Below are 13,155 nucleotides of genomic sequence, written 5' to 3' on the forward strand. Positions count from 1 at the left end.
GCTATAATCCTTGCATTCATTATTACGAAAACAGGAACGTCTATGATCCGCAGTATGACCGCCTATGCCCGCCGTGAAATCAAGGGTGACTGGGGTAGCGCCGCATGGGAGCTGCGCTCGGTAAACCAGCGCTATCTGGAAACGTACTTCCGCCTGCCGGAGCAGTTCCGTAGTCTGGAGCCCGTGGTACGCGAGCGCATTCGCGCCCGCCTGACTCGCGGTAAAGTCGAATGCACCCTGCGTTTTGAACAAGATCCCAGCGCTCAGGGTGAACTTATCCTCAACGAAAAGCTGGCTAAACAGCTGGTCAACGCTGCCAACTGGGTGAAAATGCAGAGCGATGAAGGGGAAATCAACCCGGTTGATATCCTGCGCTGGCCGGGCGTGATGGCCGCCAAAGAGCAAGATCTCGACGCCATCGCCGCCGACATTCTGGCCGCTCTTGATGGCGCGCTGGACGACTTCATCGTCGCCCGCGAAACGGAAGGCCAGGCCCTGAAAGCGCTTATCGAGCAGCGGCTTGAAGGGGTGAGCGGCGAAGTGACCAAAGTTCGCGCCCATATGCCGGAAATCCTCCAGTGGCAGCGCGAGCGTCTGGTTGCCAAACTGGAAGACGCGGAAGTGCAGCTGGAAAATAACCGTCTTGAGCAAGAGCTGGTGCTGATGGCGCAGCGTATCGACGTTGCCGAAGAGCTGGACCGCCTCGAAGCGCACGTTAAAGAGACCTACAACATTCTGAAAAAGAAAGAGGCTGTGGGTCGCCGTCTCGACTTTATGATGCAGGAGTTCAACCGTGAGTCGAACACCCTGGCGTCAAAATCGATTAACGCCGAGGTCACCAACTCCGCGATTGAGCTGAAGGTACTGATCGAGCAAATGCGCGAACAGATCCAGAATATCGAGTAACGCTTTCTCACCCATCCAGGCACTACCGTATAAAAGGTCATGATCAATCATGGCCTTTTTATTTATCTCTCCCGCCGGCTGACGATAAGAATCTACGTATAAAAATAGTCGTCCAGTTTTCGGTTGTGGCAAATGAGCCCAACGCGGCACAGTCTGGGGACACACCACCGCGGGAGAAAAGAATGAACTTCAACGCGCTTCACCAGCAAAACCAACCGTTGTTGCTTGCCAACGTCTGGGATGCCAGCAGCGCTCAGGCCGCTCAGCAGGCCGGTTATCAGGCGCTGGGCTCCTCCAGCGCTGCTATCGCCGCAATGTTAGGGTATGAAGATGGCGAAGAGATGAGTTTTGACGAGCTGTTATATATCGTCTCACGCATCAAAGCTGTTAGCGAACTGCCGTTAAGCGTCGATTTAGAGGCGGGCTACAGCGCCACAACCAGCCACATCATTGACAATATCCAGCGTCTGGCGCATCTCGGCGTGAGCGGAATAAACCTCGAGGATAGTCATGTGGTGAATAATACGCGTCGTCTTGACGATGCCGTGGTCTTTGCCGCCAAAATCCAGGAAATCACCCACGCTTGTCCCGATATGTTTGTTAATGTCCGCACCGATACCTTTCTTCTCAACGTACCAAATGCACTGGATGAGACGCTCTATCGCGGTCAGTTATACGCTAACCATGGCGGATGCGGTTTTTTTGTGCCTTGCGTCACCCGCGCGGAAGATATTACCGCCATTGTCCGCCACGTGCCTTTACCCTTAAACGTAATGTGTATGCCTGAGCTGGCGGACTTCAGTACCTTATCGGCACTGGGCGTAAAACGAATTTCGATGGGCAATTTTATTCATGCTGCCACACAGGCCAGACTGAAAGACTTATTATGTCAGGTGCAAGCTAACTACTCTTTCTCGGGTGTTTTTTGACCATGAAAATTACCGACAGCATCCAGTGCGATATCTGGTATCAGGCGCTGCTTGAACGCGCTGTGGAGTTTACCGGCGTCTTTTTCGTTGGCGTGAAAACCACCGGCGTATTTTGTATCTCGGTCTGTCGGGCGCGAAAACCCAGGCGGGAAAACGTCGAATTCTATAATGACGTTAAATCCGCGCTGGATGCCGGGTTCCGGCCATGCAAAGTCTGTCGCCCGACGGAGAATGCCCGGACAGCCCCCGCCTTTGTTGAGCAAGCGCTCCGCCTGCTGCGAGAAGACCCGAAGGTTCGCCTCAGTGATAGCGAACTACGTCAGCACGATATTAGCCCGGAACGCGTTCGCCGCTGGTTCCTGCAAAACCACGGGATCACCTTTCAGGCTTTTCAACGGATGCAGCGCGTTAATATGGCGCTTCAGGAGCTGAAAGCAGGCCGATCAACCACCGATGTCGCTTTCGATAGCGGCTATGAGTCCTTAAGCGGTTTCGGCTATACCTGCAAAAAATTGACCGGTTCCGCACCCAGCGCGCAACGCCAGGTTGTTTTAATTCATCGTTTTACCACCCCGTTAGGGCCAATGTTTGTTTGTGCAACGCAGCGGGGGATTTGTCTGCTGGAGTTTGTCGACAGACGAGCGCTGGAGACAGAATTCAGCGACCTGCAGCGACGGTTCGACGCCAGCATCATCGCTGGTGAAAACGCCCACACCCGGCAGGCGCAACAGGAAATAACGGAGTATTTTGCCGGGCGGCGTCAATCGTTCGAGGTGGCGCTTGATACCCCAGGCAGCGAATTCCAGCGAGCGGTCTGGCGCCATTTACAGTACGTTAGCTTCGGTGAGACGACGCATTATCAATCGATTGCGATGGATATAGGTAAACCAACGGCCACGCGCGCGGTGGCTGCAGCAAACGGCGCTAACCGCGTCGCGATTATCATCCCCTGCCATCGAATTATCGGCAAAGATGGTTCGATGACCGGTTACGGCGGCGGCGTTGCACGTAAAAAATGGCTTATTAACCATGAGGCAACCATCAGGGAAAAATGCGGCTGATTTTACTTCCCGGATGAAGGGCCCCTCCCTGTTCACTTTCACTGCGGCTCGGTAAACCTATTTTTTGTCCAGCGCCCGGCAGGTTAAAAACGCCCCTGCCGCGCACAGCAGCGCCGGAGCCAGATAGCTGTGATCCATGTGGGTGAACTCCATCACCAGCACCACCGCAGTCAGCGGCATCTGCATGGAGGCGGCGAGAAACGCGGCCGCCCCCACCAGAGCGAAGCTGCTTTTATCTCCACCAGGGAAGCCGAGCTGCCAGAGCGCGCAGAGCAGCAGACTGACCAGTCCGCCTACCGCCAGCCCCGGGGTTAACAATCCACCCTCCGCGCCGCCGCGCAGCACCGCCAGGATCACCACCATCTTCAACACTAACAGGATAGCGACCATAGAGAGAGGCAGCCCGTCGCTGAGCGCCAGCTGCATTGGTCCCTTGCCGTTGCCCGGAAGTTCCGGGAAATAAAGGCTCAGGATGGCAAGAAGGGAAAACCCCAGCAGACAGAACACCGGCATCTGCCAGTTACTTCGGACGCGTGAACGCGCTGCGCTGGTCGCTTTACGAAAGAGCCAGGCGCCGGTGCCAAGAATCGGGCCCGCCAGAATCGCCCACCAGAGAAAGGAATGCGGAAGCGTGCTGGAAACAAAATGGTATTGCGATTCATCCCCTAACCCCAGGGTAGCCGTCCACGCGGCAATCGCCGAGGTCATTATCGCCGCCAGCGTTTTTTCCCAGCTAAACGACAGCAGCATGACCTCAAGGCTGAACAACGCCCCTGCCAGCGGGACGTTATAGACCGCCGCCAGACCGGCGCCCGCCCCACAGGCGATCAGCGTGCGAGTTTCATCTTCCAGCAGGCCCAGCTTACGCGCCACCATCCCCGCCCCCAGCGCGCCCATTTCCCGGGGCGCCACTTCGCGGCCAAGCGGGGAACCCAGCGCTACGGTGACGATCTGCAGCAGGGCGTGGATCGTCGTGGTGCCTGCTGGCATGGGTACGGAAGGGTTGGCCACCGCCGCCGCAATGGAAACCCGCTTCTGCCCATAGCGACCAAGCAGCCGCCAGCCAAATCCGGCGACGCCACCGCCGGCCACGATTGCCGCGATGCGGCGTGGCCAGGATGACTCCGTGACGCCCTGTAAAAATGACACCGAACCGACGATCTGCCCGGCACTGTAGCCAAAAGCCAGGTGCTGTATCGCGTGTAAAATCAGCGCCAACACCATACCGGACAAACCGGCCAGAATCCCGGTTAATACCACGGCTATCAGGCGGGTCAGATTGTTTTTATTCCCGGCGGCGACGCTCATTTTCTCAGGCCTTGAAAAGGAAAAATAAAAGAATAAAGGACGAGACTTAAACATTGCGTAATCATAGTGTTTTCGATAGTGATACCCGTCGCTTCACTTAGCATTACTTTTTCTAATCAATAAAAATACCTAAAAAATCAATAAACCTTTAAATCAAGCCATCACAGATACTACTTCCATTAATTTTTCCTGGCGTAAATGATTCGCTTTAGAAAATCTCAATCGTGATCCTGCGCACAAATCGTTAACCTGCCCGCCATTATCTGGGGGGATCTATGCTGCTTCATGTTCTGTATTTAATCGGTATCACCGCGGAAGCCATGACCGGCGCGCTGGCTGCCGGGCGCCGGCGGATGGACACGTTTGGCGTCATCATTATCGCCACCGCGACCGCGCTGGGCGGGGGTTCCGTTCGCGATATCCTGCTGGGACATTATCCTCTCGGCTGGGTGAAACATCCGGAATATGTCATTATTGTCGCTGTCGCCGCCGTCCTCACCACCATTGCCGCTCCAGTGATGCCTCACCTTCGCCGGCTGTTTCTGGTGCTGGACGCGCTGGGGCTGATCGTGTTTTCCATCATCGGCGCGCAGATCGCCCTGGATATGGGCGAAGGTCCGATCATCGCCTCTATCGCCGCGGTCATCACCGGCGTTTTTGGCGGCGTACTGCGCGATATGTTCTGCAAACGCATTCCGCTGGTCTTCCAGAAAGAGCTCTATGCCGGGATCTCGTTTGCCGCAGCCGTACTCTATATTGCCCTGCAACATTACGTCAGCAGCCACGATGTGGTGGTGCTGGCTACGCTGCTGTTCGGCTTTACCGCCCGCATGCTGGCACTGCGCTGGAAACTGGGGCTACCGGTCTTCCACTACACCCATGATAGCCACTAACCGCCTCAAAATCCGGGGATGCGCTGCCCACTGAGCCATTGCGCCAGCGCCACCACATCCGGATGGTGCAGGAAGGCCACCAGCTGGCGGGCTCTGATCTCCCCCACGCCCGGCAGCGCGCGCCATTGCGCTTCACTTTTTGCCGCCAGCAGATGCCAGTTCTCGCTTTCGAGCTGCGTCAGCGCCCCCTGAGGCACCGGGAGCCCCATCGCCAGCACCCAGCGGATAAAAGGCCGTTTGCGAACGAGATCAAATTGATGCCAGAGGTGCTGCCCGCGGGCGGCGGAGATCCCTGGCACCGCCTGCAGCTGCTCCACCGTAAGCGCCAGCCAGGAAAAAATATGCGTCATCGGGTTTTGCTGCTGAATGGCGCGCCATAAATTTTCCCCCACGCCATCGACATCCAGCGCGGACTTTGATGACAGCCAGATCAGCCGGGAAAGAAACTGTTCGCTGCACTCAGGGGTGGCGAAATAGCAGGTTAGCGCATTGAATTTCGCCGCCGGCGGCGTCGGTTTATGGCGCTCGGCCGTCCGCCAGACGACGGCGTCGATCCGAGGAATACCCTGCCCTGCCAGACTGATCTGCAGCTGATCGCCAACCCCAATATCCAGCGCCTGCCAGCGGGCCACAGAGCCAACATTAACCCGCTGCACGCGTTTATCATCCAGCCGCTGGGGCTCAAGCTGGGCCACGACGTTGAGCCTGCCGCTGCGGCCAGTGCGGAAATGGATCGCCCGTACCTCCATCACTTGTGAGGCCGGAGGATACTTCCAGGCCGCCAGCCACTCTCCCTTTCCGGGAGACCAGGCACGTCCCGGCGGTTCGCGCCCTTCGCGCACAATCACGCCATCGCTGACGAAGGGAAGCGGCGAGCGATACCAGCGCTGGCGCCACTGCGCCACCTGTTCGACGCGCGTCACCGGGTGGGTATATTGCCCGCTGTACTTAAACCCCGCCTGCGTCAGCAGCTGCTGTCGACGGCGCATATCCGACGGGCCGTCTGGCCAGGCCCAGATAAAAACGTCCAGTTGACTGAGCGCCGCCGCCGCGTCGGCTCGCATCATCAACCCGGCGACTTTCGCCCGCGCGTTCATCCCCCCAGCCTGCTGCTGAACATGGCCGTCCCGGCGCAGAAACAGCTCCCCCTGCAGCACGCTGTTGGCCAGTTCACCGGTCGTCACTTTCGCCAGCGCCGGGATCTGCCGCGCTCGGGCGGTCCATGCCTCACCGCGCAGACCATCGCCGCGGCTAATGGCCTGAACCAAACTCCCCTGGCGATAGACCAGGGTCACCGCCACGCCGTCCACTTTAGGCTGTATCCACAGGTCGGTTTTATTTTTCATCCAGTGGGCCACGCTGACCTCATCCGCCAGCTTGCGCACGCCGGTATGGGCCACCGGATGACGCGCATCGCCGGTGGGCGGAGGCAGATCGTCATCTTCAGGCGTCGTGCCCGGAAAGCATTGTCGCCACTGCGCCAGGCGTAGGGTGAGCTGGTCGTAAACCTCATCGCTCACTTCGCTGGCGCCTTGTCGCCAGTAGTCCTCTTTCCAGGCGACAATTTGCTGATGAAGGCGTGAAATCTCCTGCCTTCCTCTGGCCGGCGGCCAGTCCGGACACGTCGCCAGCGCGCTGGCAGAGAACATCCCTAGCGCCAGCCACCACCCTCCTTTTCGCATAGCAGTCCCTCCTTCATCACCTGGCGGAGAGTCTGCTGTAGAACACCGCGAACCGCGACGGGTACTTTTTCGCCTTGCGAAGCGTCTTCCAGGATTTACGCTTCATTGCAGCAACGGCTAGCGAATTCAGGAAAACGGCAGGCAAAATGAAAGAAACAGCGGCAAAAAGTGTGACAATGACTGCGTCACGCCGCGGCGACGTGTATAATAGGCTCGTATGTAGGACCTCTTTCGATAACCACATACAAAAGACACTCATGGCTCAAGGCACGCTTTATATTGTTTCCGCCCCTAGCGGCGCGGGTAAATCCAGCCTGATTCAGGCTTTATTAAAAACCCAACCGTTGTATGACACCCAGGTATCGGTTTCCCATACCACGCGGGCGCCGCGTCCGGGTGAAGTGCACGGCGAACACTATTTCTTCGTGAATCACGACGAATTCCGCTCGATGATTGGCGAAAACGCGTTTCTGGAACATGCAGAGGTCTTTGGCAACTATTACGGCACGTCGCGTAAAGCGATCGAGCAGGTGCTGGCGACCGGCGTCGATGTCTTCCTCGATATCGACTGGCAAGGTGCGCAGCAGATCCGTAAAAGCATGCCCGGCGCACGCAGCATTTTTATTCTGCCGCCGTCAAAAGATGAACTGGACCGTCGCCTGCGCGGCCGCGGCCAGGACAGCGAAGAGGTGATCGCGAAACGGATGGCCCAGGCCGTTGCGGAAATGAGCCATTACGCGGAATATGATTACCTGATTGTGAACGATGATTTTGACACCGCCCTGAGCGACCTGAAAAATATCATCCGCGCTGAACGTCTGCGCATGAGCCGCCAAAAGCAGCGACATGGCGCTTTAATCACCAAACTATTGGCAGACTGAACCCACATTCAGTATCATGCCCAGTCATTTCTTCACCTGTGGAGCATTTTAAGTATGGCACGCGTAACTGTTCAGGACGCTGTAGAGAAAATTGGTAACCGTTTTGACCTGGTACTGGTCGCCGCGCGTCGCGCTCGTCAGATGCAGGTAGGCGGAAAGGATCCGCTGGTACCGGAAGAAAACGATAAAACCACCGTTATCGCACTGCGCGAAATCGAAGAAGGTCTGATCAACAACCAGATCCTCGACGTACGTGAGCGCCAGGAACAGCAAGAGCAGGAAGCCGCTGAATTACAAGCCGTTACCGCGATTGCTGAAGGTCGTCGTTAATCACACAGCGGGTCGCCCTTGTATCTGTTTGAAAGCCTGAATCAGCTGATTCAAAACTACCTGCCGGAAGAGCAAATTAAGCGCCTTCGGCAGGCGTATCTCGTTGCACGTGACGCTCACGAGGGTCAGACACGTTCAAGCGGTGAACCCTATATCACGCACCCGGTCGCGGTAGCCTGCATTCTGGCCGAGATGAAGCTCGACTATGAAACGCTGATGGCCGCGCTGCTGCATGATGTGATTGAAGATACCCCCGCCACCTACCAGGACATGGAACAGCTTTTTGGTAAAAGCGTTGCCGAACTGGTAGAGGGGGTGTCGAAACTTGATAAACTCAAGTTTCGCGATAAGAAAGAGGCGCAGGCCGAAAACTTTCGCAAAATGATCATGGCGATGGTGCAGGACATCCGCGTCATCCTCATCAAGCTTGCCGACCGCACCCACAACATGCGTACTCTGGGCTCGTTACGCCCGGATAAACGCCGCCGCATCGCCCGCGAAACGCTGGAAATTTACAGCCCGCTGGCGCACCGTTTAGGTATCCATCACATCAAGACCGAGCTCGAAGAGCTGGGCTTTGAAGCGCTGTACCCTAACCGCTACCGCGTCATTAAAGAGGTGGTCAAAGCGGCGCGCGGCAACCGTAAAGAGATGATCCAAAAAATCCTCTCCGAAATCGAAGGACGGTTGCAGGAAGCGGGGATCCCCTGCCGCGTCAGCGGTCGCGAAAAGCATCTGTACTCCATCTACTGCAAAATGGTGCTTAAAGAGCAGCGTTTTCACTCGATCATGGATATCTACGCCTTCCGCGTTATCGTCCATGATGCCGATATCTGCTATCGCGTGCTCGGCCAGATGCACAGCCTCTACAAACCGCGTCCAGGTCGTTTCAAAGATTACATCGCCATTCCGAAAGCGAACGGCTATCAGTCTTTGCATACCTCGATGATCGGCCCCCACGGCGTCCCGGTCGAGGTACAAATTCGTACCGAAGACATGGACCAGATGGCGGAGATGGGGGTTGCGGCGCACTGGGCTTATAAAGAGCACGGCGGCGAAAGCAGCACCACCGCACAAATCCGCGCTCAGCGCTGGATGCAAAGCCTGCTGGAGCTGCAGCAGAGCGCCGGCAGCTCGTTTGAATTTATCGAGAGCGTAAAATCCGATCTGTTCCCCGATGAGATTTACGTTTTCACCCCGGAAGGTCGCATTGTCGAACTGCCCGCCGGCGCCACGCCGGTGGACTTCGCCTACGCGGTGCATACCGATATCGGCCATGCCTGCGTTGGCGCGCGCGTCGATCGCCAGCCTTATCCGCTGTCGCAGCCGCTCTCCAGCGGCCAGACTGTCGAAATTATCACCGCGCCGGGCGCACGCCCGAATGCCGCCTGGCTGAACTTTGTCGTCAGCTCGAAAGCGCGCGCCAAGATCCGTCAGCTGCTGAAAAACCTTAAGCGCGACGATTCGGTCAGCCTTGGCCGTCGTCTGCTCAATCACGCGCTGGGCGGAAGCCGCAAACTCGCCGAGATCCCGCCGGAGAATATCCAGCGCGAACTCGATCGCATGAAGCTGGCCACGCTTGACGATCTGCTGGCGGAAATCGGTCTGGGTAACGCCATGAGCGTCGTGGTGGCGAAAAACCTGCAGCAGGGCGAAGCCGCTGCGGCGCCGGTACCGGCTAACGCGTCGAACCACGGCCATCTGCCGATCAAAGGCGCCGATGGCGTGTTGATCACCTTCGCCAAGTGCTGTCGCCCGATCCCAGGTGACCCGATTATCGCCCACGTCAGTCCGGGTAAAGGGCTGGTTATCCACCATGAATCCTGTCGTAACATTCGCGGCTACCAGAAAGAGCCGGAGAAATTTATGGCGGTTGAGTGGGATAAAGAGACCGCTCAGGAGTTCATCACCGAAATTAAGGTGGACATGTTTAACCACCAGGGCGCGCTGGCTAACCTGACGGCGGCGATCAACACCGCGTCTTCCAATATCCAGAGCCTGAATACGGAAGAGAAAGATGGCCGCGTATACAGCGCCTTTATCCGCCTGACCGCGCGTGACCGCGTGCATCTGGCGAATATCATGCGCAAAATCCGCGTCATGCCGGACGTGATTAAAGTCACCCGTAACCGAAACTAGCTTTATGAACTCAAAGCGCTACGAGCGTATCTGCGAGATGCTCGCCAGGCGTCAGCCTGACCTGACGGTCTGCATGGAGCAGGTCCATAAGCCTCATAACGTCTCTGCGGTCATTCGGACCGCAGATGCCGTTGGCGTACACGAAGTGCATGCCGTCTGGCCAAGCAGCCGAATGCGTACCATGGCCTCCGCCGCCGCGGGCAGCAACAGCTGGGTGCAGGTGAAAACCCACCGCACCATCGCAGATGCCGTCGGCCACCTGAAAGGCCAGGGTATGCAAATCCTCGCCACTCACCTTTCCGACAAAGCCATCGATTTTCGTGAAATCGACTATACGCGTCCAACCTGCATCCTGATGGGCCAGGAGAAAACCGGCATCACCCAGGAAGCGCTGGCGCTGGCCGACCGGGATATCATTATCCCGATGATCGGCATGGTGCAGTCGCTGAACGTCTCCGTCGCCTCGGCGCTGATCCTGTATGAAGCCCAGCGCCAGCGGCAAAACGCCGGGATGTACCAACGCGCCAACAGCATGCTGCCGCCGGAAGAGCAGCAGCGCCTGCTGTTCGAAGGCGGATATCCGGTGCTGGCCCGCGTCGCCAGACAAAAAGGTCTGCCTTACCCCCACGTCAACGAGCAGGGCGAAGTGGAAGCCGATGACGCATGGTGGGCTACCATGCAGGCAACGAGGTAAACCTGATGTCAGGCCGCCTGCTCGATGCCGTTCCGCTTAGCTCACTCACCGGTGTGGGCGCTGCTCAAAGCAGTAAACTGGCGAAGATCGGCCTGCATACGGTTCAGGACCTGCTGCTGCACCTGCCGCTGCGTTACGAAGATCGCACCCATCTTTACCCGATAGCCGAGCTGCTTCCCGGGGTTTATGCCACCGTGGAAGGCGAAGTGCTCAACAGCAATATCACCTTCGGCGGCCGGCGGATGTTGACCTGCCAGATCAGCGACGGCACCGGCATCCTCACCATGCGCTTTTTCAACTTTAACGCGGCGATGAAAAACAGCCTCGCGACTGGTCGTCGGGTGCTGGCCTACGGTGAAGCCAAACGCGGGAAGTACGGCGCCGAGATGATCCACCCGGAATACCGCGTCCAGGGCGATATGAGCACCCCGGAGCTTCAGGAAACGTTAACTCCGGTCTATCCGACCACCGAAGGCATCAAGCAGGCGACCCTGCGCAAGCTCACCGATCAGGCGCTTGAGCTCCTGGAAACCTGCGCGATTAGCGAACTCCTGCCACCGGAGCTGGCGCAGGGGATGATGAGCCTGCCGGAAGCGCTGCGTACGCTGCACCGTCCGCCTCCCTCCTTGCAACTTAGCGAGCTGGAAAGCGGCAAGCACCCGGCGCAGCAGCGTCTGATTCTGGAAGAGCTGCTGGCGCATAACCTCAGCATGCTGGCGCTGCGGGCAGGCGCCCAGCGCTATCACGCCCTGCCGCTCGGCGCCAACGATACCCTGAAAAACCAGCTGCTGGCCTCCCTGCCCTTTAAGCCCACCGGCGCGCAGGCGCGGGTTACCGCCGAGATCGAACACGATATGGCGCTGGACGTGCCGATGATGCGCCTGGTGCAGGGCGATGTTGGCTCCGGTAAAACGCTGGTCGCCGCGCTGGCCGCCGTGCGCGCTATCGCCCACGGCAAACAGGTGGCGCTGATGGCGCCCACCGAACTGCTTGCCGAACAGCACGCCAATAACTTCCGCAGCTGGTTTGAACCGCTGGGCATAGAAGTCGGCTGGCTGGCGGGCAAACAGAAAGGCAAAGCCCGTCAGGCGCAGCAGGAGGCTATCGCCAGCGGCGAAGTGCAGATGATTGTCGGCACTCACGCCATCTTCCAGGAGCAGGTGCAGTTTAACGGCCTGGCGCTGGTGATTATCGACGAACAACACCGCTTCGGCGTGCATCAGCGGCTGGCGCTGTGGGAAAAAGGTCAGCAGCAGGGGTTCCACCCGCATCAGCTGATCATGACCGCCACGCCTATCCCCCGCACCCTGGCAATGACCGCCTACGCCGATCTGGACACCTCGATTATCGACGAGCTGCCGCCGGGCCGAACCCCGGTGACCACCGTCGCCATCCCGGACACCCGGCGCAGCGATATTATCGACCGCGTACGCAACGCCTGCACCCACGAAGGGCGCCAGGCCTATTGGGTTTGTACGCTAATTGAAGAGTCCGATCTGCTGGAAGCCCAGGCGGCGGAAGCGACCTGGGAAGAGCTCAAACTGGCGCTGCCGGAACTTAATATCGGCCTCGTCCACGGGCGGATGAAACCGGCCGAGAAGCAGGCGGTGATGCAGGCCTTCAAGCAGGGCGAGATGCATCTGCTGGTGGCCACCACGGTGATTGAAGTCGGTGTTGACGTGCCTAACTCAAGCCTGATGATTATCGAAAACCCGGAACGTCTGGGTCTGGCGCAGCTGCACCAGCTCAGAGGGCGCGTCGGGCGCGGTGCGGTCGCTTCCCACTGCGTGCTACTCTATAAATCGCCGCTCTCCAAAACGGCTCAGAAACGCCTGCAGGTCCTGCGCGACAGCAACGACGGTTTCGTCATCGCCCAGAAAGACCTCGAAATCCGCGGTCCCGGCGAGCTGCTCGGCACCCGCCAGACCGGCAACGCCGAATTTAAAGTAGCGGACTTGCTGCGCGATCAGGCGATGATCCCCGACGTTCAACGCATTGCTCGCCATATTCATGAACGCTATCCGCTGCAGGCCCAGGCGCTTATCGAGCGCTGGATGCCGGAAACCGAACGCTATTCCAACGCGTAGCGCGCGCTTTTGCCGCGCTGCGGGCAATTTTTCTACACAACGAGTGGATTATGAAACGAGAACTGGCCATCGAATTTTCGCGTGTCACCGAAGCCGCCGCGCTGGCGGGCTATAAATGGCTGGGCCGCGGCGATAAGAATACCGCCGACGGCGCAGCGGTTAACGCCATGCGCATTATGCTTAACCTCGTCAATATCGACGGCACCATCGTCATCGGCGAGGGCGAAATCGATGAAGCGCCGATG

General features: G+C 58.2%; 12 protein-coding genes. 10 read left to right on the top strand and 2 right to left on the bottom strand.

The window, feature by feature from the left end; genetic code table 11:
- Window positions 1–42 precede the first annotated feature (42 nt).
- From CW267_RS22240 to CW267_RS22250, 3 genes are all read left to right on the top strand, one after another.
- Window positions 43–906 carry a YicC/YloC family endoribonuclease gene (locus CW267_RS22240; RefSeq protein ID WP_008806823.1) on the top strand — a complete coding sequence of 288 codons (864 nt, stop codon included), beginning with the start codon at window positions 43–45 and terminating at the stop codon, window positions 904–906.
- A gap of 182 nt (window positions 907–1,088) precedes the next feature.
- The gene (locus CW267_RS22245) at window positions 1,089–1,835 is read left to right on the top strand and encodes an isocitrate lyase/PEP mutase family protein (RefSeq protein ID WP_022064899.1); all 747 of its coding nucleotides are present in this window, start codon (window positions 1,089–1,091) and stop codon (window positions 1,833–1,835) included.
- Window positions 1,836–1,837: 2 nt separating this feature from the next.
- Window positions 1,838–2,896 carry a bifunctional transcriptional activator/DNA repair enzyme AdaA gene (locus CW267_RS22250; RefSeq protein ID WP_012967052.1) on the top strand — a complete coding sequence of 353 codons (1,059 nt, stop codon included), beginning with the start codon at window positions 1,838–1,840 and terminating at the stop codon, window positions 2,894–2,896.
- A 57-nt stretch (window positions 2,897–2,953) separates the two neighbouring features.
- Here CW267_RS22250 and CW267_RS22255 read toward each other — a convergent pair whose 3' ends face one another.
- Window positions 2,954–4,204: a chloride channel protein gene (locus CW267_RS22255; protein WP_032736545.1), complete on the bottom strand. Its 1,251-nt coding sequence runs from the start codon at window positions 4,202–4,204 to the stop codon at window positions 2,954–2,956.
- 275 nt (window positions 4,205–4,479) lie between these two features.
- Here CW267_RS22255 and CW267_RS22260 point away from each other — a divergent pair, with 275 nt between their 5' ends.
- On the top strand, window positions 4,480–5,097 hold the full coding sequence (locus tag CW267_RS22260; protein WP_012540300.1) for a trimeric intracellular cation channel family protein: 618 nt from the start codon (window positions 4,480–4,482) through the stop codon (window positions 5,095–5,097).
- A 5-nt stretch (window positions 5,098–5,102) separates the two neighbouring features.
- On the opposite strand, the gene ligB is transcribed toward CW267_RS22260, so the two are convergent.
- Window positions 5,103–6,779, bottom strand: coding sequence for an NAD-dependent DNA ligase LigB (gene ligB / locus CW267_RS22265; RefSeq protein ID WP_100781157.1), 1,677 nt, complete (start codon window positions 6,777–6,779; stop codon window positions 5,103–5,105).
- Between the two features lie 257 nt (window positions 6,780–7,036).
- On the opposite strand from ligB, the gene gmk reads away from it, so the two are divergent.
- From gmk to CW267_RS22300, 6 genes are all read left to right on the top strand, one after another.
- Entirely contained in the window at window positions 7,037–7,660 is a 624-nt protein-coding gene (gene gmk / locus CW267_RS22275) for a guanylate kinase (RefSeq protein WP_002922664.1), read from the top strand.
- Window positions 7,661–7,714: 54 nt separating this feature from the next.
- Window positions 7,715–7,990, top strand: a complete 276-nt coding sequence (rpoZ, locus tag CW267_RS22280; protein WP_000135058.1) for a DNA-directed RNA polymerase subunit omega — start codon at window positions 7,715–7,717, stop codon at window positions 7,988–7,990.
- An 18-nt stretch (window positions 7,991–8,008) separates the two neighbouring features.
- The gene (gene spoT / locus CW267_RS22285) at window positions 8,009–10,129 is read left to right on the top strand and encodes a bifunctional GTP diphosphokinase/guanosine-3',5'-bis pyrophosphate 3'-pyrophosphohydrolase (protein ID WP_008806818.1); all 2,121 of its coding nucleotides are present in this window, start codon (window positions 8,009–8,011) and stop codon (window positions 10,127–10,129) included.
- Window positions 10,130–10,133: 4 nt separating this feature from the next.
- Window positions 10,134–10,823, top strand: coding sequence for a tRNA (guanosine(18)-2'-O)-methyltransferase TrmH (gene trmH, locus CW267_RS22290; RefSeq protein WP_012540297.1), 690 nt, complete (start codon window positions 10,134–10,136; stop codon window positions 10,821–10,823).
- A gap of 5 nt (window positions 10,824–10,828) precedes the next feature.
- Complete coding sequence (gene recG, locus CW267_RS22295) at window positions 10,829–12,910, top strand: ATP-dependent DNA helicase RecG (RefSeq protein ID WP_008806816.1); 2,082 nt, start codon at window positions 10,829–10,831, stop codon at window positions 12,908–12,910.
- A gap of 50 nt (window positions 12,911–12,960) precedes the next feature.
- Window positions 12,961–13,155, top strand: a 195-nt coding sequence (locus CW267_RS22300; RefSeq protein WP_133124752.1) for a fructose-bisphosphatase class II, incomplete at its 3' end; no start/stop codon positions are given.

The sequence above is a fragment of the Klebsiella sp. X1-16S-Nf21 genome, from assembly GCF_002837615.1.
Classification (GTDB): Bacteria; Pseudomonadota; Gammaproteobacteria; order Enterobacterales; family Enterobacteriaceae; genus Klebsiella; species Klebsiella variicola.